Raw genomic sequence first — 20,119 nt, 5'->3', positions numbered from 1 at the left:
CTTCAGTTAAGCAAGGAGAACACCATGGAAATCAGCACCCCCGGCCACGAGCCGCGCCCCGTCCGTGCTCCCCGCGGCCCCGAGCTCACGACGCTCGGTTGGCAGCAGGAGGGCGCCCTGCGCATGCTCATGAACAACCTCGACCCCGATGTTGCCGAGCACCCGGACAGCCTCGTCGTCTACGGCGGAACCGGTCGCGCAGCACGTAGTTGGGCGGCATTCGACGCCATGGTCGCCACACTGAAGACGCTGAAGAACGACGAGACCATGCTCGTGCAGTCCGGCAAGCCGGTCGGTGTCTTCCGCACCAACGAGTGGGCACCGCGAGTGCTGATCGCCAACTCCAACCTCGTCGGTGACTGGGCGAACTGGGAAGAGTTCCGCCGTCTCGAAGACCTCGGCCTGACTATGTACGGCCAGATGACCGCAGGCTCCTGGATTTACATCGGCACCCAGGGAATCCTGCAGGGCACCTACGAGACCTTCGGCGCCATTGCGAAGAAGCGCTACAACGGATCGCTCGCCGGAACGATCACGCTCACTGCGGGTCTCGGCGGAATGGGCGGCGCCCAGCCTCTCGCCGTCACCATGAACGACGGCGTCGCGATCTGCGTCGACTGCGACATCACACGCATCGACCGTCGTATCGCCCACAAGTACCTCGACACCAAGGCCGACAGCATCGAGCACGCGCTCGAACTGGCGACAGCGGCACGCGACGCCAAGAAGCCGCTCTCCATCGGCCTCGAAGGCAATGCGGCAGAGATCTTCCCGGCTCTGCTGGAGATGAAGGCCCCCATCGACATCGTCACCGACCAGACCTCGGCGCACGATCCCCTCGCCTACCTGCCGATCGGGATCGACTTCCCCGACATGAAGATCATGTCGGAGAAGGATCCGCAGAAGTTCACCGAAGATTCCCGCAACGCGATGGCCGCGCACGTCAAAGCCATGGTCGGATTCATGGACGCCGGCGCCGAGGTGTTCGACTACGGCAACTCCATCCGTGACGAGGCCCGCAAGGCCGGCTACGACCGCGCTTTCGACTTCCCAGGATTCGTTCCGGCCTACATCCGCCCGCTCTTCGAAGAAGGTCTCGGCCCCTTCCGCTGGGCAGCTCTCTCCGGTGATCCCAAGGACATCGAGGCCACCGACAAGGCCATCCTCGAACTCTTCCCCGAGAACGAGCACCTGCGTCGCTGGATCACCATGGCAGGCGAAAAGGTTGCCTTCGAGGGCCTTCCGGCCCGCATCTGCTGGCTCGGATACGGTGAGCGCCACCTCGCGGGCCTCAAGTTCAACGAGATGGTCGCCTCGGGCGAACTGTCCGCGCCGATCGCCATCGGCCGCGATCACCTCGACTCGGGATCGGTCGCCTCGCCGTACCGCGAAACCGAATCGATGATCGACGGGTCCGACGCGATCGCCGACTGGCCGCTGCTCAACGCCCTGGTCAACACCGCGTCCGGCGCTTCGTGGGTCTCACTTCACCAAGGCGGCGGCGTCGGTATGGGACGCTCCATCCACGCGGGACAGGTGTGCATCGCCGACGGCACCGAACTCGCAGCCAAGAAGCTCGAAGCGGTTCTCACCAACGATCCCGGGATGGGCGTCATCCGGCATGCGGATGCAGGATACGACCACGCCATCGACACGGCGGCCACGCGCGGCGTCCGTATCCCGATGACCGAGAACTGAAACAGCTCCACCACCTCACCCTGAGTTAGGAATGACATTGACCACGAATGGTTCTCGAACCACAGTTCTGACCAACATCGGAACCCTCGTCACCAATGACCCGACTCTGGGTGAGGGCAAGCTCGGCGTACGACACGACGCGGCAATCGTTTTCGACGACGGCGTTGTTGCTTGGGTCGGCGATTCCGCCGACGCCCCGGCTGCCGATATCGGTCAGGATATCGGCGGTCGGGCCCTGCTCCCCGGTTTCGTGGAGAGTCACTCGCACCTGGTGTTCGGTGGCGAGCGGGCCGAGGAATTCGCAGCTCGCATGGCGGGCGAGAAGTACGCCGCCGGCGGCATTCGCAACACCATCGAAGCGACGCGCTCGGCCACCGACGAGCAATTGCAGGCCAATGTTCGACGCCTACTCGACGAATCCCTGCGCTCGGGCAGCACAACCGTCGAATGCAAGACCGGGTACGGGCAGAACACCGAGAGCGAACTACGCAGCGCACTGATCGCCGGACAGTTCACCGACGAGGTCACACTGCTGGCCGCCCATGTTCCACCACCCGAATATGCCGGCCGCGCCGATGATTACGTCGCCATGGCGTGCGACGAGATGATCCCTGCCTGTGCGCCACACGCGAAGTGGATCGATGTCTTCTGCGAGCGAGGAGCATTCAACCGCGAACAGGCTCATGCAGTCCTGAGCGCAGGCGTCGCCGCCGGACTGATCCCCCGCGTCCACGGCAATCAGCTCGGCGAAGGGCCAGGAGTCCAGCTCGCCGTCGAGATGGGAGCAGCGTCCGTCGACCACGTCACGTACGTCACCGCCGAGGACATCGATGCCCTGGCTCAGAGTTCTACCGTCGCAACGCTGTTGCCCGGCGCCGACTTCTCCACCCGCAACAAGTACCCCGACGCCCGCGCACTGCTCGACGCCGGAGTCACCGTAGCTCTGGGCGCCGACTGCAATCCCGGTACCTGTTACACCACGAGCCTTCCGTTCTGCATCGCAATTGCGGTGCGAGACATGCACATGACGCCCGCTGAGGCAGTCTGGGCAGCCACTGCAGGTGGCGCTCGGGCGCTGCAGCGCACCGACGTCGGAACCCTTTCTCTCGGAACACGTGCCGACGCCATCGCGCTCGATGCACCGTCGTACCTCCACCTCGCCTACCGCCCGGGCGTCCCTCTGGTGCGCGAGGTCTGGAAAAACGGCGCACTCGCCACAAGCTACTGAAATACACTCACCGGGAGGCCGTCGTGGCACATCAGATCGCAGTCGACATCGAACCCAAGCCGTGGACCGGGCGCTCCGACGGCACCACTGCCGAGCATCTGCGGTGGCATCATGCCGTGCAACCGTATTCAGCCGAAACAGCTCCCGGCGACTGTGTTCTGATCGGATTCTCCAGCGACGAAGGAGTCCGCCGCAACAAGGGCCGCCGCGGCGCCGCGGATGGCCCGGACGCATTGCGAGCGGGGTTGGCCTCCATGGCGCTGGCCGAACCACTGCAGATTCAGGACGCGGGAACCGTTGCCGTGTCGGGTGAAGAACTCGAGGCCGGTCAGGCCGCACTCGGGAACGCCGTCAGTGCCGCGCTCGATTCGGGACACTTCCCCGTGGTTCTCGGGGGAGGACACGAAATCGCCTACGGTACATACCTCGGCGTCGCGGGCTCCGAGTTGCGAACCGCCGGAGCCAAACTCGGAATCCTCAACTTGGATGCGCACTTCGACCTTCGTGGCGACCCGATCCCCAGTTCCGGCACGCCCTTTCGTCAGATCGCCGAGGACGAAGCCGCGGCAGGCACCTCACATCAGTACAGCGTGATCGGAATCAGCCAACCGAGCAACACCACTGCTCTGTTCGACACGGCTCACCGCCTTGGCGTTCGCTATCTGCTCGACGAAGAATGCGGAGTGATCGCTCGAGGCGTCGTGGATCAGTTCCTCGCAGACTTCCTCGACGACGTCGATCTTGTCTACCTGACCATCGACCTCGACGTGCTTCCCGCCGCCGTGGCGCCGGGCGTCAGCGCACCCGCGGCCTACGGCGTCAGCCTGGAAACAATCCAATACGTATGTGATCGAGTCACATCCAGCGGAAAGCTCGCGGTTCTCGATGTCGCCGAACTGAACCCGAGCCTCGACATCGACAATCGCACTGCCCGGACCGCTGCTCGCCTGATCCACCGGATAGTCACCAAGCACGTGCCGGTTCGGCGCTAGCATCGGCGCGCCTCCAGCGCATCGAGGATGAGATCGAGACCGTAGGCGAACTCACGCGTGTGGTCGTAAGCCGGACTCAGACCGTGATCGACGATCATCTCGTGAAGGAAGGGCAACTCTCCAGCCGGAAGGTGCTCGAGGATGTCACTCGCAACTTCTTCGACGTCGACGGGCCCGCCGATCGGCAGATTCGCCTCCTGGAGAACATATCCGCCGACGTAGCTGTCGATCAGCGAGACTCCGTGGGCGGCCATCGGGAGTGTGAACCCGGCCTTCCGGAGCACTCCGAGCACAGCGTCGAGATGACGCAGGGTCGCCGAGCCAGGGTTGCGTCGCGAATCCAGCAAACCGAGAGCCCAACGGTGCTGCGACAGGACTGTGCGAGCGGAAAAGGCGCGTCCGCGGATTGCATCTCGCCAATCCGCGCACTCGCCGTCGGGTAGGTCGATCGCCTCGAAGACCGCATCGACGAGGCCGTCGAGAATCGCATCTTTGTTGGGCACGTGGTGGTAGAGCGACATCGCCTCGATGCCCAACTCCTGGGCCACCCGTCGCATCGTGACAGCCTCGACACCACCCGCGTCGGCAACGCGGATCGCACCCTCGATTACGCGAGTCCTGTTCAGCGACTGTCGCGGCTGCCGTGACACACAGACTCCCCTCCGAGGAACGAATACGTTGACAACCTTACATCCGTAAGTCACCCTTACAGGTGTAAGCCTGCCTTACGTTGGTAAGGCGCTCGCGAAGGGAGACCGCAATGCCGATGCCGAGATGGTGGGGACACGTCAACAAGCGAGTGTTCAATCCGCGAGCGATCTCGAGCGGAAAGTGGCCGGTACTGACACACGTCGGACGCACATCCGGCACGACCTACCGGACCCCTCTCGACGCCTATCCGGTCGAGGGTGGCTATGTCTTCATTCTGGTGTACGGATCGGGCTCGGACTGGGTGCAGAACGTCTTGAAAGCGGGGAGCGCTCGACTGTCGGTCGACGAGACGGAGGTGAGCCTCGGCGCCCCGCGCCTCGTCGCGAAAGACGAAGCATTTCAGACACTTTCCTCAGACGTGTCCCAACCCCCGAGACTGCTCCGCATCACCGAGTACCTTCGGATGGATCTGATTACGGCCTGAGGCTGCCCGTCACGCGAGGACCTCACGCACGGCGGACCTGACTTCGTCCATGCTGCAACCGGATTCGATCAGTTCAGTACCCGTATGCACCAGCGAGTTGATCAACTTGGCGGTGAGCTTCGGGTCCGACACGCCACGGAGGCGAAGGGCCTCGACAAGCGGAAGTACAAGACTGTCGTGCATTTCCATGATCCGCGAATCTCGAAACGTTTGCGGGGTCAGCGTCGCCAGCGCTCCGACTATCGCATGCTCCCCGTCGGCTACCAGTTGGAGGTTTGCTTCGACGTAAGCCCATATCGGATCGTCTGCGCCTGCCATCGCCTCGACGATCTTGTCGTTCCAGCGCGGGAACATGTCTTCGACGACGGCACTGAGGAGATCTTCTCGGGACCGGAAGTAGTGGTAGGCACTCGACCTGGCGAGCCCGGCCTTCGCTGCCACCTCACCGAGCCCCGGCGGCCGGTCCGGGGTCTCGGACAGAAGAGCGTGTGCAGCGTCGAGGAGGGCACGCCGCTGAGCAGCACGATGCTCGACCACAGTGGGGGCATCGATCCTCGGCACCGAATCTCCTCCAGTCCCCTTGCGGGCTTACTCGCTCTGACGCAATCGACCGTCAACCATTTCGAGGATGCGGTCGCAGTGCCCGAGCACGTCGTGATCGTGGGTCACCATGATCGTAGCGACGCCGGCCTCGTGAGTTTCGCGCGAGAGCAGTTCAACCACCTCATGGCTACGTTTTCGGTCGAGAGCAGCCGTCGGCTCGTCGACGAGCAGTAGCGAGGGATTGCTCATCAATGCCCGAGCGATACCGACGCGCTGTCGTTCGCCGCCGGAGAGTTGACCAGGTCGACGATCCGCACGGTGGCTCATACCGACCGAGTCGAGCAATTCCTCGGGATCGCGCCCCGGCCGCCCCGTGAGCTTGGGAATCAGCCGAAGCTGATCGCGCGCCGTCAGCGCTGGAATCAGATTGCCGGATTGAAAGACGAAGCCGACCTTGTCTCGTCGAAGTTTGGCCAATGCACGGGCCGGCATCGCCGACACGTCGACGCCGTCGATGACAATCGTTCCACTCGACGGCCGACCGAGTCCGCCTGCCACAGCGAGCAAGCTCGACTTTCCAGCCCCTGACGGCCCGACGATCGCCACGAGTTCGCCGCCCGTGACCTCGAGGTCCACGTTGTCGAGGGCGAGCACTGTGGAGTCACCGTCACCGAATCGAAGACTGACAGCGGTCAATACCAGTCCGGTAGTGGTTTTTTCGACTGTGGTCATCGGTTTTCCCCCAATGCAGTGAGCGGGTTGACACGCGTAACGCGGACGATGGAAACGGCTGCGCCGATCAGCCCGAGTACCGCCAAGAGCACTGCGCCGTTGACGACAGGGCCGGACTCCAGAGCAAACGGCATCCCACCGCCTTCGAGTCCCGAGCCGAGCCCCAAGCCCAGCAACACACCGATGCCGATGGAACCAAGCAGCACTACCAGTGCCTGTGCCATGCCGTCGCGAAGCAGAAAGCCGGTGGAGGCTCCCATCGCACGCAACACTGCGAGTTCGCGACCACGCTGAACTGTCCAGATACTGAAGAATGCGCCGACGACCAGTGCGGAGATCGCGTACAGAAACGCCTTGATCATCGACATTGTCATCATTTCCGCGGAGAAGCCCGGTGAGGAGTCGAAAGATTCCTCGAGCGTCTTTGCGGACGTTCCCGCCGCCGCATCGCCCGATACGAGGTTCGGCAGTGTATCGTCCAGCCCGCGAATCGCGACAACACTCGCTTCGGAATACGCACTGGCGTTGGCGGTTTCGCCGATCTTGGCACCGGCGTGAACCTCCTGCCAGGTACGCAGGGGCAGGTAGGCGACGTCGACGTGCCCGAAAGTGCGCTTGTCTTCGGTGAATCCGACAACTGTCAGCTCCGTACCGAGTCGATCGAGTATCACCGTGTCACCGATCGCAACACCATCATCACGGAAGGTAGAGCTGACGATGATGTCCGTGTCGGCTTGCAGTCCCCTCCCGTCGGCGGTGACGGGCTCGAGGAAGGAGCCAGGTTCGATACCGAAGAGCGTGAGATCGACAGGTGTGCCACTGCGAGTTTTTGCATTGACGATCATGTTGCCGAAGAGCTCGGCGTCTTGGACATCGGGTTGCATGCGCCATGCCTGCGCCTGCTCCTCGGTGACGACCGAGCGCGAAAACGCCGAGTCGGCTTTGGTGTCCGGCGCGAAGGCAAACGCCTGAATCGGCGTCCGCTGCAAAGCGGACACACCATCGTTGACCAGGCCGGACGAGAGGCCGGACAGGATCACCATCAGGATCGAGATGAGGGCAACCACGGCACCCATCAAGAGGAAACGATTTCGCGCAAACCACAGTTCACGCAGGGCGAGGAACATTCGGGAAGCTCCAAAGTCGTCGGTGCGAGTTACGCCGACTTTTATCGACGCCTTGTCGAAATCATATCGACAAGGCGTCGAAAAACTATGTGAGGTGCGTTACTACTATTCGTAGTAGACATCGTGAGGCGCTGAGCGTCGTATCAGTCCCCGACGCCCACTGGCCGATCGCCGACAATCGAGATTCGATCCATCACACGACGAGCCGGGAAGTAGTCACTGGCCGCGTAATGCTGGCAGGTCCGATTGTCCCAGAAGGCAACAGTATTCGGCTCCCACTTCAGTCGGACCTGGAATTCCGGACGATTGACGTGGCGATACAGCATCGCGAGAAGTTCGTTCGATTCCTCTTCGGATACGCCCAAGATCCGTTGCGTGAAGGTCATGTTGACGAACAACACCCGCCTGCCGCTTTCCGGAATGACCCGAACCACCGGATGCTGCACCGCGGGGAACTTCGGACGCAACATCTCGACCGCATCCGCCGGCATCGACCTGCCGAACGAGTTGATCCAATCATGTTCTGCAACAAGCGGGTCGATACGCTTCTTGACGTCTTCCGGAAGCAGATCGTAGGCAGCAGCGGTGTCAGCCCACAACGTGTCACCACCCACCTCTGGCACCTCGACTGCACGAAGTACGGCGGCAAATGAAGGAAACTCGTGCCACGTCACGTCGTTGTGCCAGTTGTTCTCGACGCCGCCGACCATCGCATCCTTGGCCAGCGTCGTGACATCGACGTCCGCCTGCCCTGGCTGCGTGTACTTGAAGAACGGATGCTGTTCGAGATCGCCCCAACGCTCGGCAAAAGCTCGATGTTCTGCTCGGCCGAGGTCCTGATCCCGAAAGAAGAGGACTTTCCATTCGAGGAGAGCGCGGCGAAGTTCCGCAATCACGGCATCAGACAGGTCCCCACCGAGTCGAATGCCGGAGATTTCCGCTCCGATCGTCGGCGTGACCGCCTTGACCGCACAGTGTTCGTACAGCGCCGGAACTACGGACTCGGGATTCCGGCGAGCGACAAGTGGACCATAGGCAGCAAGCGGATCGGTGGGGATCGGAAAGATCGTTGCCGCAGGCAAAAGGGTAGCCATCAAGGCACTTCCTCGGAATCGACGATGTCGTAACGGACAAAATCCAGATTAAGGCTATGTCCTTAACGTGTCAACGGTCACGTTCTCCGGCGCGCACCTTGACCCTGACGCCGCGTCAGGGTTGGAGAATGGTTTCCACAGACGAAATCCGAATCGACAAACGGGAGGGCGAGGCGATGATGACCATCGGCGAGCTGGCGAATCTGGCCGGCACCACCGTCAGATCCGTGCGCTACTACCACTCGAACGGGCTTCTCGAAGAACCACAACGCCAACCCAACGGCTACCGCATGTACCGGGCGGTGGACCTGGCACGACTGAGCCGCATCCGCCGCCTGCGCGATCTGGGGATTCCTGTTGCCAAGATCGCCGAACTGCTCGACGGCGACGCTCACGACACCCGGTCCGCACTCGACGCACTCGACAAGGAACTGGCAGCCAAGGCCGAACAGATCGCGGTTCAACGTGCTCACATCGAGTCGCTACGCCGCAACGCCGATCCCGAACTACCCGACGCGTTTTCGGAAGTGCTCGCACAGTATGTCGTTGCCGGTGCACCGACAGCGTGGATCGACAACGAGCGCGAACTCCTGATCCTCGCGCTCACCGTCTCCGGGGGTGATCCTGAAGTCTGCGATTCACTCCTGAGCGCACACCGCCGGGCGTTGGCGAAGCCGAACCGCAAGCAGGCAATCGAATTGATTACTCGCATGTACGCCCTCACCGACGCTCCGGCGGACGCCGACACGATTGCGGCCCTTGCCATTCAGTTCTGCGATTTCACCGAGAGAGTGCTTCCTGAACAGGCCGCACCGGAACGCCCTTCACCCACCCGGTTGGTAGCGGTGCTGCGCGAGCACCAAGCAGATCGAAGAACCCCGACCCAGGAAAGATTCGCGAAGGCTGTAGCGGCCGAGTTCGCTGCCCGCCAGTCTCGACCCTGAAACTCCGCCACTGAATCCCCACATCGGAAGTGGGGTGATCAACGCTGCCCGAAAATGGGCTCGAAACAAGGACACGACACGACAATGACTGGATCCATCATGCCCAGATCACGCACGCCTCGACCACGAAAGTGGCTGGCTACCACAATCGCCGCCGCCGCACTCGCAGTACCTGCACTGGCGGCGTGCTCGGATCCTGCTGCTCCGCAGGAAGATCCACAATCGAATCTCAGCGCGTTCTACGACCAGGATGTCGAATGGGGGCCATGCGCCACAGACACCGGAACATCGACGGCAAGTGACTGCGCCATGGTCACAGTACCTTTGGACTATTCCGCCCCTGACGGCAAGACAATCGAAGTGGCGATCTCGCGGGTCGCGTCCACCGACCCTGCACAGCGACGCGGGATCTTGCTCACCAACCCTGGTGGCCCGGGCGGCCGAGGACTGGGATTGCCCGAGATTCTGAATGCCGGGATGACACCGGAAGTCGCAGCGGCATACGACGTCATCGGCATGGACACCCGAGGGCTCGGCAAGAGCACGCCGATCGACTGCGGCGTCGAGCAGATGACATGGATGCGTTCACCGGGTACCACAGAGGAAGGGTGGAACGAAAGTGTTGCGCTCGCACGCGAGGCCGCTGACACATGCTGGGACAAGTACCCGGACTATCTGCCGCACATCAATACTCAGAACATCGCCCGCGACCTCGACGTGATTCGTGGCGCCCTCGACCAGGAGAAGGCGTCGTACTTCGGGTGGTCGTACGGCACATATCTTGGTGCGACCTATGCGCAAATGTTCCCAGACAGGATCGACCGTGTGGTTCTCGACAGCGCACCGGACCCGAAGAAATACGGATACGAGATGTTCCAGGACATGGGCCCGGCCAATGAGAAAGCGATCGACGGATTCTCACAGTGGGCAGCAGAACGCAATTCCACCTATGCACTCGGATCGACGCCCGCCGAAGTTCGCGCCCTCATCGAGAAGCTGATCTCGGACGCTGCCACCACTCCGATTCAGATCGGTGACTACGCCGTCGACGATCACGTCCTTCCATTCCTGATGTACGTCAACGGAACCGGGGACACCGAAAAGGAAAGCGAGGCATTCGCTCAGGTATTGGTTCAGTTGCGCGAACTCGCCGCAGGCAAGACCGTCGAGGACATCCATCCCCAGCTGACGGGACTGATGCAGGCGTGGTTCCAGACCGAATTGGGGACCGGCCCTGACTATGCCGGAACAATCGCCATTGTCTGCGGAGACGTGTCGATGCCGAGCGATCCCGCGTGGTATCGCAACAAGTTGGAGGAGCACCGTGGTGATCAGCCGATCTTCGCCGGCACGCACAACACGATCATGCCCTGCGCGTTCTGGCGCAGTGAGGCCCCGAAGCGGATCGACATCGACAACAACGTTCCGGCATTGCAGATCCAGGCAACCGGTGACACCCGCACGACGTACGACGAAGGCCTCGGCATGCACGAAGCGATGAAAGGCTCACGGCTCGTGACAGTTCCAGGCCGCACTCATGCGGTGTTCCCGGGCTACGCGAATACTTGCGCAAACGCCGCCGTCAACTCGTACCTGCTCGACGGCTCACTGCCCGCCGAAGACGTGGTGTGCGAGTCGTGACGATATCCGGCGATCCCATCACCGGAAGACCTGCGTGATCTGATGCGCGATTGCCCCTCGACAATCGCGCATCAGGCAGACAGAATAGTTCGGTGAGTCCCATTCATCGGGCCGATGGCGAGGTTTCCGCAATTGGTCGTTCCACCGAGATCCTGAAGACTTTTCGTGACAGCTCAGGCGTTCTCAGCGCAGCAGCGCTTGTTCGACGGACAGGCATGGCCAAAACAACGGTGTATCGAATGGTCGACGATCTCGTCCGAGTCGGGTTGCTCGAACGGCAAGGAACCAACTACCGCTTGGGTCTCCTCCTGTTCGAGATCGGCGAATCTGTTCCACGGCAGCGAAACCTCCGCGAAGCAGCGCGGCGCCACCTTTCGGCCTTGCGTGAAGCAACGGGGCACAACGTGGGACTCGCTGTATTGGACGGTTTCGACGTGGTTTACCTTGATGTCTTCCGTGGCGACGACGGACCACGCCTTCCGCAGCAAATCGGTGGTCGGTGGCCTGCACACGCAAGTTGTTCCGGCAAAGCAGTATTGGCGTTCACCAACTCTCGGGATTTCACGATGCCCACTGTCCTCGAAGCACACACCGAGAACACCATCACCGACCCCGAACTCTTCCACCGAGAACTGGATCGTGTTCGCAAGCGTGGTGTCGCCTTCGACCGCCAGGAAGCATTTCCCCGGATCGTCGGCGCCGCAGCACCAATATTCGGCCCGGACGAAGACGTCCTCGGCGCCATCTCCATTTCCGGTATGGCAGGCCGAATAAATCTGACCCGTATCGACGCGGCGGTGCGGACGACGGCAATCGCCATCTCACGTGATCTCTCGAGTGCCCAGTCCGTCGTCCGCCCTGTCCTACAACGACGCTGACGCCGTCAACCGCGCCCGACGTACGGCATCCGGTTTGCCATGATCGTCAGAGTCGGGACATTCACGTCGAGTGGTAGATCTATCAGTTGCACAACGGTGTTCGCGACATGACGAGGATCGAATGTCGGCTCGGGCCTGGTGGTGCCGTCAGCTTGTCGTGCCGAGTGGCCGATTCCGGCTGTCATGTCAGTTGCCGCATTGCCGATGTCGATTTGACTGCAACAGATGTCGAATTCTCGGCCGTCGAGAGAGATCGACTTCGTCAAACCTGACACACCGTGTTTGGTCGCGGTGTAGGCGGCACTGTCAGGCCGGGGCGTGTGAGCGGAGAGCGACCCGTTGTTGATGATCCGGCCTCCTCTCGGATCCTGTGTTTTCATGATACGAATCGCTTCACGCGCACAAAGGAATACGCCGGTGAGATTGGCTGCGACTGTCGCGTTCCACGCTTCAGGATCGATCTCGTCCACACTCCCCGACGGACCGAATGTCCCTGCGTTGTTGACAAGCACATCGAGTCTGCCGACACGCTCAGTCACGGATGTGAACAACCGGTGAACCGATTCGGGCGAGGACACATCAGCGGGAATTACCACTGCACGCTCGTGACCCCCACCTGTCGCTTCCAAGCTCACGCTGTTTCGACCAGCCAATACAACGTGGTGTCCTGCATCGAGTAGACCTCTGGCCATTGCGCGGCCGAGTCCCGACCCTGCACCGGTCACGACCACGACTCGGCCGACACGCTCAGTGATTGTCACCGTGTACCTCCGTTCCACGCCTGCCCACCAGGAAATCGAAATCGACTCCGCGGTCGGCCTGCATCACATGATCCACGAACAGTCGTTGATACCCACTCGTACTCTTTTGTACGCGTGGCGGCAACGCCTCGAGACGCCTGGCCAGCTCGTCGTCGTCGACGAGTACACGCAAGACTCCACGAGCAACATCCAACTCGATCAAATCACCATCCCTGACCGCGCCGAGAGGCCCACCGGCTCCCGCTTCAGGCGCAACGTGCAAAACGACTGTGCCGAAGGCTGTTCCGCTCATTCGCGCATCCGAGATCCTGACCATGTCTCGCACACCCTGCTCGAGCAGCCTTCGAGGGAGTGGCAGATTACCTACCTCTGGCATACCCGGAAACCCCTTCGGTCCAGCACCGGTGAGGACGATGACGTCGTCGGCTTCGATGTCGAGATCCGGCGAGTCGACGCGCGCCGAGAAGTCGTCCATTCCGTGAAACACGACCGCACGACCCACGTGGCTGAGCAACTCGGGCGACGCCGCAGACGGCTTGATCACTGCACCGTTCGGCGCGAGATTGCCGGTCAATACCGCTATGCCGGCTTGCTCCAGCAACGGTGCCGCCGTGCTACGAATTACGTCGTCATCCCAAATCGTTTCGCCGGAGTTGTTCTCACCGAGAGTCATTCCGGTAACCGTGGCGGCATCCAGATGGAGGATGTCTCCGAGCTCGGCGATCACCGCGGGCAGTCCGCCTGCGTAGAAGAAATCTTCCATCAAATAGGTACCCGAAGGCATGAGGTTGACCAGCAGGGGAACGTCACGACTCTGCTCCCCGAAATCGCTGAGTTCGAGGGGAATTTCCAGCCTCCCGGCGATGGCAAGCAAGTGCACCACAGCGTTGGTGGACCCACCGATAGCCGTGTTCACCTTGATCGCATTCTCGAATGAATTTCGGTCGACGACCGAAGACATCGTCAGGTTCTCGACGACCATCTCCACGATTCTCACGCCGCTGTCGCGTGCAAGTACACGTCGCCGTGAATCCACTGCCGGGATCGCAGCATTACCGGGCAGCGTGAGGCCCAAAGTCTCGACAATCGAAGCCATCGTCGACGCGGTGCCCATAGTGTTGCAGTGACCAGGCGATCGAGACATCGCCGATTCCGCTGCTCTGAACTCACATTCGCTCATGCACCCCGCTCGCACTGCTTCACTCATCTCGAACACCGAGGTTCCAGATCCGACAGTTTTACCTTGATGGCGGCCGTTCAACATGGGCCCACCGGATACGACAATGGTGGGAAGGTCACAACTGGCTGCGCCCATTACCAGCGCCGGGGTGGTTTTGTCGCAGCCGCAGAGCAGTACGACGCCGTCGATCGGATTGGCTCGAATCGACTCCTCCACGTCCATGCTGACGAGGTTCCGATAGAGCATCGTGGTGGGGCGGATGATCGTCTCACCCAATGACATCACCGGAAACTCAACTGGAAATCCGCCCGCTTCGATGACACCCAGTCGCACCTGCTCGGCCAGATCTCTGAAGTGAGCGTTGCACGGCGTGAGCTCGGAATACGTGTTGCAGATACCGATAACCGGTCGGCCGTCGAACATCCGATCAGGGATACCCTGGTTCTTCATCCACGAGCGGTGGATGAATGCATTGAGATCATTGCCTCCGAACCAATCCTGCGAGCGAAGTGTTCTACTCGTCGGTGTTCTACTCATCCGAACCCTCCAAACCAAGGATTGCCCTTGCCTCCCCAGGTGTTGCAGGCTGCATTCCGAGTCGCTGGACGATGTCGACGATGTTCTCCACCAAACGAACGTTCTCGGCCGGCTCCCCATTCGCGAGAAACGGATAGTCTTCGATTCCCACACGCACGTGCCCACCGAGCACGAGTGCATGAGTCAGACCACGCAGTTGATCTGGCCCGCTGATGCTCACGGAGAAGACCGATTTCTCCGGTAGGTGTTCCACCATCTGCTGCAAGATCTGCGGGGAGTACGGCATCGCATTCTGAAAAGTTCGATCAAGTCCCAGTACAAGATTGACGAGGTGCGGGCCAGGCTGCTCTTCGGTCAACGTACGTATCTCCTGGAGCAGATGTGACGGGCTGAAGGCCTCCCATTCAGGTTTGATTCCTAGTTCGCGCATTGACGCTGCCAGTTCGGCGGCACGACTGGGCGGCGTGTCCATCAGTACCTCACCGACCGGTGATGTCACATAGGCCGTGATGGCATCGAGCGTGCATGTGTCTGCTCCGCCATGCAGGCCCTGCAGCCTCGCGTCCCAGTCCACGACGCGCGTTCCGTCACTGCGAACACTCACCATGTCACCGTTGACTCCGCCGCCGGTCGAGTTGTTGATCACGATGTCGCAGCTTTGGCGGACAAGCGTATTCATCCGCCGATAGATTGCGGCATCACAGGTCGCTTGATCGTCCGGTCGTCGAGCATGAAGTGCTGCCACGCTGGCTCCAGCGCTGTGGCAGCGTGCCACATCCGCCGCAATCTGCTCAGGCTGAGTCGGAATGAACGGATTGTCGGCAACAGTGAGGAAGCCACCCGTCGGGGCAACTGTGACGATGACCTTGTCTCGCAGATCGCTCATGCCGGAACGCTCTTGTAGCTGGATGCGGCGAAGAACATGGCAATCGCCGATGCCCCAGGGTCCTCGACGCCCCTGGCGTGTTCTCCCACGTAGGTCGCGCGTCCGCGGCGGGCGAGCATCGCGCGAGTCGATTCGGCGCCGAGCCTCGCAGCCGTGGCCGCAGAGCTCAAGGCAGCAGACAAGGTTGCCCCGCTGACTGCCGCCTCGGTCAATGCGCTGGTTGCGGGGACCATGGCGTCGACCATGGTCTTGTGACCCACCTGGGCATTGCCGAGACGCTGCACCGCAGCTGTCGCCGTACCTAGGGCAGAAGCCAAGTCTGTTGCGGTCACTTCAACTCCAGAGACTGCTCCGATCCGGCCGAACCACAGACCGAGAAGTGGTCCGCTTGTCCCACCGATGCCGAGAAACGCATCCGACGTACGGGCGAACACTTCACCAGGACTGGTCGGCGGGTCGGAACGAAGTCGTTGCACCGCACTTCGCAGGCCCGTCCGCAGATTCATTCCGAAATCGCCGTCTCCGACAAGCCGGTCCAAATCTGTGAGGGAATCGAATTGATCTTCGGCGGCGTCGGCAAATCGATCGATCCACGCCCGAGTGTCCCCAACGCTCAACGTTGTCATCATGAAACTCTTTTCAGTAGTGCATATTCGAGTTACCAAGCGAGAGCGGGAGTGCGTACCGTTGCATCCCAGAGATCCACAAACTCCTCGGTCGAACGGAGAAGGGTGATAGAGAGCCCGTGCATATCCAATGCAGTGACGAAAGAACCTGCAATCACCCGATCCAAACCGATACCGGCATCCCCGAGGAAAGACTTCAATTCTGCAGTGGCAATCGATAATTCGAGTCCATGTGTTGCCCCTAGCCCATTCACTATCGCTATCACACCATCCCCGCGCTCCACCCCGACAGCATCGAGGATCGGCTCCGACAACTGCGCCACGAGTTCGGCGGCAGGAACCGTCGGACGCGTCTCACGTCCACGCTCGCCATGGATTCCGATGCCGAACTCCATCTCCCCCGGCGCCAGTTCGAAGGACGGACGATCCTGTCCGGGAGCCGTGCACGAGCGGAAAGCTGCACCCAACGTCGCCGACGCCGCCACCACCCGGCGCCCCAGGTCAGCGATCTCGGAAAGCGCCCAGTGCCGTTCCGCGGCCGCCCCACAAATCTTCTCCACGGCGATTACCGCAGCGGTACCACGACGTCCAGGTCCACCCTCGTCTGCAGTCGTCGTCGCGAGGTCGTCGTCGACCATCACGATCTCCACTTGCCGCTCAGTTCCGAGTAACTCGGCCGCGATCGAGAAATTCAGTTTGTCTCCGGTGTAGTTCTTCACGATGAGAAGTGCACCCCGTCCGGTCTCGACAGCATTGACCGCAGCACGGATCTGAAAGGCTGTGGGACTGGCGAAGACCGACCCAGGAACTGCGGCGTCCAACATGCCGGATCCGACGAACTCCGCGTGTAACGGCTCATGCCCGGCCCCGCCACCTGAGACCAACACAACTTTGTCTCGGGCGACAACCGCGCGAGTCACAAACAACGGATCTCGGTGGTAGGAGAGCATTTCCGGGTGCAGGATCTGAAGTCCTTCGAGCGCTTCGCGGACTACATCCTCGGGCCGGTTGACCACATGGCCGATCATGACGAACTCTCGGACGCCGACATTGGGCCGACAGGGAAGCGAACCGCAAACGCACTCACACACGTGCGAACGTTGTCACCGACCCGTATCCCAGCCGCCGCTGCGGGCTCGTTGACATACGAAACAGTTCCGTTGTGCCACATATCCATTCCATTGCTGATCTCGGCAGAGTCGTGACTGACCGCTACGCCGGCAAGTCCCGAATCTCCCATGCGGACGATTCCGATGATCCCCGCGTTGTCCTTGCCGATTCCGGCATCGTTCAGCACAGCCAACGCACAGCCCGTCGCAATCGCCATCCGCCCTGACTCTTGACCTCCGTTGGATGCCGCAACGACGATGCGGTCGCGGTCCGACCGTTCGATCTGCGACATACTGTCCATGACGACAATCTGTCTACCGTTCTCCACACCGACAATGTTCCGAAACATCAGTCGACGCTCCTCTCTATCAGTGCCAGCACTTCTTCGGAAACGCGGCTGCCCACACGCACACCCGCTGCGACTGCAGTCGGATTGGCATACGTCACGATGCCGCACTCCCACACGTCCTTGCCATCTCCGATACGCGAACTCTCGTGTCCGACTGCAATGCCGACGATCTTCTGGGCGTCGATCGCAGCCAAACCTGCGATTCCTGCCTTGTTCTTCCCTATGCCGGCGTCATTGCACACCACAACACGAACCCCGAACCCGACGGCGTACTCTCCAGCACTCGTCCCTCCGTGTGATCCGGTCACGATCACATCACCGGCCTGAGCCGAGGAAGCAAACGCAATCGAATCCATGATCCACACTCTCTTTCCGTTAGAGGAATGAACCAAAGTAGGTTCGGCACCTTCGGTTTCAACTACTCGCATGGACATCCACCCCTAGAATTCGACGTGCCTGATCAGGACTTGCGGGTTCACGCCCGTACCGCCGAGCGATCGAAACAACTTCGGCGACCAGATCAGGTGTGGAGGGGTATCCCAGTTCTTCGTAGTGGTAGTCACCGGCACCGATTGCTACATGGCCCCCGCGCTTGATCGACTCCTCCGCTGCTGCAAGAACATTGCCTCGGTAGGCCGAGACGATCCACTCCACTGGAAGATCAGTCGGCAGGAGGTCCAGTTGCGCACGTAGCCCTGCTGCTGTCGCCGGATGTGCAGCCGGAAACTCGTCACCACCGAGAATGAAAGCGATCACCAATGGTGACGACGGATTCCGCACCCTTGCGTGGGCGAAGATCGCGCGCGTCCAACTCACGTTGAATGACGTCTGATACGGCACCAGACCCAATTCACCAGCGCGCGAAAGTAACTCGATCTGTGTTCGAGTGTCGTTGACGAAGACCCTGGAATCGGTTGCGAACAAGCCTGTCGTCGCATCGATCAAGTCCATCGCCGCACAGCCCATATCGACGACCAAGAAGTCGGAACGTCGTTTCGGATCACTTTGGTTCGGGGCAAGATTCGACAGCCGCTCATCTATCGTGTAGCCGGGAACATTGGCCATCGACGGCGCAAGCAGCAGATTCGATACCGCCCGAACCCGCTCGACGATCTCTCCGTAGGTCGCCGCCGAGTGATCCACGCCGCCGTCCACGGCTCGACCGTGAAAATGCATCAACGACGCCCCCGCATCCTCACAAGCGCGAGCAGTGTCGGCTATTTCGCTGGGCGTCCACGGAATGTGGGGATTGGGTGCGCGCATGGTGTTCTCGTTGACGTGCACTCCGATGATTACCGGTTTCTCCGTTGTATTGGACGTTGCGTCAAGAGTCATGTCGCTCCTTCGCAAGATTCCAACCGGCTGTCATCGACTGACCTCCGTCGACCGTCCACGTCTGACCCGTCACGAAACCGGCGCCGGGACCAGCGACAAAGGTCACGACTTCGGCAATCTCAGCCGGCTCCGCGTAACGGCTCAACGGGATCGACTGCAAGATGGCGCTCTGCATTTCAGGGCTCTGGGCCCGACTTGCAAGCGGTGTCCGCGTCGAACCCGGTGCAACACAATTGACTCGGATCCCCTCGCCGGCGAGCTCGATCGCGAGTTGTGTGGTCAACGCGACCACGCCACCTTTCGAGGCGGAATACGCGGCACGGTCTACGCTGCCGCGTAGGCCGGAAACCGAGGCAATTGTCACCACCGATCCGCCGCCATCTCCGGCGAGCAGATCCACGAACTCCCTGACCACCGCAAACGTGGAAACGAGGTTCAGCTCGAGGGTTCGCCTGAATCGATCGGGTGTGGTGTGCCGGATCGGCGCGTTGTCCGCGGTTCCCGCCGAGGTCACAACCGTGTCGACACGACCGAACAGCTTTTCGGCGACGTCGCGAAGCCGTCGGATATCCCCCTCATCGGTGACATCCACTCGAACGCCGACTGTCCGTGTATCTGGTTCTGGCGCAGTGTCTCCGGATGTATGCGACAGGTCGGCAGAGATGACATTCCAACCCAAGTCGGCGAATCGTTTGCACGTTGCCAGGCCGATCCCCGATGCGCCACCAGTGACGATCGCTACCTTCCTACTCACGACTACAGCACCTTCCTCATGTCGCGAATGGGATTCGACCCGTCCCACTCCTTCGATGCAGCCTCGACTGCGCGAAACAGATCACCCTTCCTTCCGCTGACCTCCGAGATTTCGATGACTGTTCCCGGATACGGGCCGTCCTCGTAGTACACGAATCGCTCGTCCGGAGCGCCACTACCGGACCTACCACTCTGCAATTCGACGAGCCCTCGGTTCTTGGATTCCTCCATATATCGATCGAAATCCGTTGTCCAGTAGGCAACATGTTGAAGTCCTTCGAGCCCGCGATCGGCGAACTCGCGAAATGCCGACGGCTCATCGTTGTGTTGTTGAATCAGCTCGATCTGCGCGCTTCCGCTGTGCGCGAGCGCCACACTGAATCGAGGCGCACTCGACTTGCCACGGAAGACGAAGTCGTTCAACGGTTGGTCCTCCACGAAGAAGAAGGGGCCAACGCCGACAACGTCGATCCAATGCTTCAGCGCACTGTCGATGTCGTTGACCACAAAACCCAATTGGCGCAAAGGCCCGAAGTATCTACTCACGAAGTCCTCGTTTGTTCGTTGCCG

22 protein-coding genes are annotated in these 20,119 nt (G+C 61.1%); 7 read left to right on the top strand and 15 right to left on the bottom strand.

All coding sequences use genetic code 11. From position 1 onward, the window contains the following. Nucleotides 1-24 precede the first annotated feature (24 nt). From hutU to hutG, 3 genes are read left to right on the top strand one after another with little or no spacing between them, the layout of a single operon-like run. On the top strand, nucleotides 25-1,698 hold the full coding sequence (gene hutU / locus RE4_RS03130; protein WP_019745352.1) for a urocanate hydratase: 1,674 nt from the start codon (nucleotides 25-27) through the stop codon (nucleotides 1,696-1,698). A 37-nt stretch (nucleotides 1,699-1,735) separates the two neighbouring features. Beyond that, entirely contained in the window at nucleotides 1,736-2,926 is a 1,191-nt protein-coding gene (gene hutI, locus RE4_RS03125; protein WP_029256288.1) for an imidazolonepropionase, read from the top strand. 23 nt (nucleotides 2,927-2,949) lie between these two features. Continuing rightward, nucleotides 2,950-3,918, top strand: coding sequence for a formimidoylglutamase (hutG, locus tag RE4_RS03120; RefSeq protein ID WP_021331955.1), 969 nt, complete (start codon nucleotides 2,950-2,952; stop codon nucleotides 3,916-3,918). On the opposite strand, the gene RE4_RS03115 is transcribed toward hutG, so the two are convergent. Further along, nucleotides 3,915-4,568, bottom strand: a complete 654-nt coding sequence (locus tag RE4_RS03115; protein ID WP_060937964.1) for a TetR/AcrR family transcriptional regulator — start codon at nucleotides 4,566-4,568, stop codon at nucleotides 3,915-3,917. The two genes, hutG and RE4_RS03115, sit on opposite strands and share 4 nt — an antisense overlap. 110 nt (nucleotides 4,569-4,678) lie before the next feature. Here RE4_RS03115 and RE4_RS03110 point away from each other — a divergent pair, with 110 nt between their 5' ends. Then, nucleotides 4,679-5,053 (top strand): PNPOx family protein, encoded by a 375-nt coding sequence (locus tag RE4_RS03110; RefSeq protein ID WP_060937963.1) that lies wholly within the window; start codon nucleotides 4,679-4,681, stop codon nucleotides 5,051-5,053. Between the two features lie 9 nt (nucleotides 5,054-5,062). Here RE4_RS03110 and RE4_RS03105 read toward each other — a convergent pair whose 3' ends face one another. From RE4_RS03105 to RE4_RS03090, 4 genes are all read right to left on the bottom strand, one after another. Continuing rightward, a complete protein-coding gene (locus RE4_RS03105; RefSeq protein ID WP_019745357.1) occupies nucleotides 5,063-5,614 on the bottom strand; it encodes a TetR/AcrR family transcriptional regulator in 552 nt (183 codons plus the stop codon). 27 nt (nucleotides 5,615-5,641) lie between these two features. After that, nucleotides 5,642-6,328: an ABC transporter ATP-binding protein gene (locus RE4_RS03100; RefSeq protein ID WP_020970838.1), complete on the bottom strand. Its 687-nt coding sequence runs from the start codon at nucleotides 6,326-6,328 to the stop codon at nucleotides 5,642-5,644. Further along, entirely contained in the window at nucleotides 6,325-7,455 is a 1,131-nt protein-coding gene (locus tag RE4_RS03095) for an ABC transporter permease (RefSeq protein ID WP_046379316.1), read from the bottom strand. Before RE4_RS03095 ends, RE4_RS03100 begins: the two co-directional genes overlap by 4 nt. Nucleotides 7,456-7,598: 143 nt before the next feature. Beyond that, nucleotides 7,599-8,549, bottom strand: a complete 951-nt coding sequence (locus RE4_RS03090; RefSeq protein WP_060937962.1) for a TauD/TfdA dioxygenase family protein — start codon at nucleotides 8,547-8,549, stop codon at nucleotides 7,599-7,601. A 128-nt stretch (nucleotides 8,550-8,677) separates the two neighbouring features. On the opposite strand from RE4_RS03090, the gene RE4_RS03085 reads away from it, so the two are divergent. The 3 genes from RE4_RS03085 to RE4_RS03075 all read left to right on the top strand — a co-directional run bounded on the left by RE4_RS03085 (nucleotide 8,678) and on the right by RE4_RS03075 (nucleotide 12,012). Then, nucleotides 8,678-9,493, top strand: a complete 816-nt coding sequence (locus tag RE4_RS03085) for a MerR family transcriptional regulator (protein WP_019745361.1) — start codon at nucleotides 8,678-8,680, stop codon at nucleotides 9,491-9,493. A 99-nt stretch (nucleotides 9,494-9,592) separates the two neighbouring features. Then, on the top strand, nucleotides 9,593-11,134 hold the full coding sequence (locus RE4_RS03080; RefSeq protein WP_238076580.1) for an alpha/beta fold hydrolase: 1,542 nt from the start codon (nucleotides 9,593-9,595) through the stop codon (nucleotides 11,132-11,134). Between the two features lie 92 nt (nucleotides 11,135-11,226). Further along, entirely contained in the window at nucleotides 11,227-12,012 is a 786-nt protein-coding gene (locus tag RE4_RS03075; RefSeq protein WP_019745363.1) for an IclR family transcriptional regulator, read from the top strand. Nucleotides 12,013-12,017: 5 nt separating this feature from the next. Here the strand turns inward: RE4_RS03075 and RE4_RS03070 are convergent, their stop codons facing one another. The 10 genes from RE4_RS03070 to RE4_RS03025 are packed head-to-tail and all read right to left on the bottom strand — an operon-like array spanning nucleotide 12,018 to nucleotide 20,095. Then, on the bottom strand, nucleotides 12,018-12,773 hold the full coding sequence (locus tag RE4_RS03070) for an SDR family oxidoreductase (protein ID WP_060938249.1): 756 nt from the start codon (nucleotides 12,771-12,773) through the stop codon (nucleotides 12,018-12,020). Next, nucleotides 12,760-14,490, bottom strand: coding sequence for an IlvD/Edd family dehydratase (locus RE4_RS03065; protein WP_019745364.1), 1,731 nt, complete (start codon nucleotides 14,488-14,490; stop codon nucleotides 12,760-12,762). The genes RE4_RS03070 and RE4_RS03065 overlap by 14 nt, the downstream gene beginning before the upstream one ends. After that, on the bottom strand, nucleotides 14,483-15,376 hold the full coding sequence (locus RE4_RS03060; RefSeq protein WP_020909189.1) for a beta-keto acid cleavage family enzyme: 894 nt from the start codon (nucleotides 15,374-15,376) through the stop codon (nucleotides 14,483-14,485). The genes RE4_RS03065 and RE4_RS03060 overlap by 8 nt, the downstream gene beginning before the upstream one ends. Continuing rightward, nucleotides 15,373-16,005 (bottom strand): dihydroxyacetone kinase subunit DhaL, encoded by a 633-nt coding sequence (gene dhaL / locus RE4_RS31515; RefSeq protein ID WP_020909190.1) that lies wholly within the window; start codon nucleotides 16,003-16,005, stop codon nucleotides 15,373-15,375. The genes RE4_RS03060 and dhaL overlap by 4 nt, the downstream gene beginning before the upstream one ends. Nucleotides 16,006-16,034: 29 nt before the next feature. Further along, the gene (locus tag RE4_RS31510) at nucleotides 16,035-17,030 is read right to left on the bottom strand and encodes a dihydroxyacetone kinase subunit DhaK (protein ID WP_029537040.1); all 996 of its coding nucleotides are present in this window, start codon (nucleotides 17,028-17,030) and stop codon (nucleotides 16,035-16,037) included. Further along, on the bottom strand, nucleotides 17,027-17,461 hold the full coding sequence (locus RE4_RS03045; protein ID WP_020909192.1) for a hypothetical protein: 435 nt from the start codon (nucleotides 17,459-17,461) through the stop codon (nucleotides 17,027-17,029). The genes RE4_RS31510 and RE4_RS03045 overlap by 4 nt, the downstream gene beginning before the upstream one ends. Beyond that, nucleotides 17,461-17,817 (bottom strand): hypothetical protein, encoded by a 357-nt coding sequence (locus tag RE4_RS03040; protein ID WP_127160019.1) that lies wholly within the window; start codon nucleotides 17,815-17,817, stop codon nucleotides 17,461-17,463. The genes RE4_RS03045 and RE4_RS03040 overlap by 1 nt, the downstream gene beginning before the upstream one ends. A gap of 58 nt (nucleotides 17,818-17,875) precedes the next feature. After that, nucleotides 17,876-18,796 (bottom strand): beta-keto acid cleavage family enzyme, encoded by a 921-nt coding sequence (locus RE4_RS03035; RefSeq protein WP_019745366.1) that lies wholly within the window; start codon nucleotides 18,794-18,796, stop codon nucleotides 17,876-17,878. Continuing rightward, nucleotides 18,786-19,550, bottom strand: a complete 765-nt coding sequence (locus tag RE4_RS03030; protein WP_019745367.1) for an SDR family NAD(P)-dependent oxidoreductase — start codon at nucleotides 19,548-19,550, stop codon at nucleotides 18,786-18,788. The genes RE4_RS03035 and RE4_RS03030 overlap by 11 nt, the downstream gene beginning before the upstream one ends. Before the next feature lie 2 nt (nucleotides 19,551-19,552). Beyond that, on the bottom strand, nucleotides 19,553-20,095 hold the full coding sequence (locus tag RE4_RS03025; RefSeq protein WP_024488162.1) for a VOC family protein: 543 nt from the start codon (nucleotides 20,093-20,095) through the stop codon (nucleotides 19,553-19,555). Nucleotides 20,096-20,119: the final 24 nt, after the last annotated feature.

It is taken from the genome of Rhodococcus erythropolis NBRC 15567 (assembly GCF_001552595.1).
Lineage (GTDB): Bacteria > Actinomycetota > Actinomycetes > Mycobacteriales > Mycobacteriaceae > Rhodococcus_F > Rhodococcus_F erythropolis.
The sequence above is the reverse complement of the archived record's forward strand: the minus strand, read 5'-3'. Positions and strand labels throughout refer to the sequence as shown.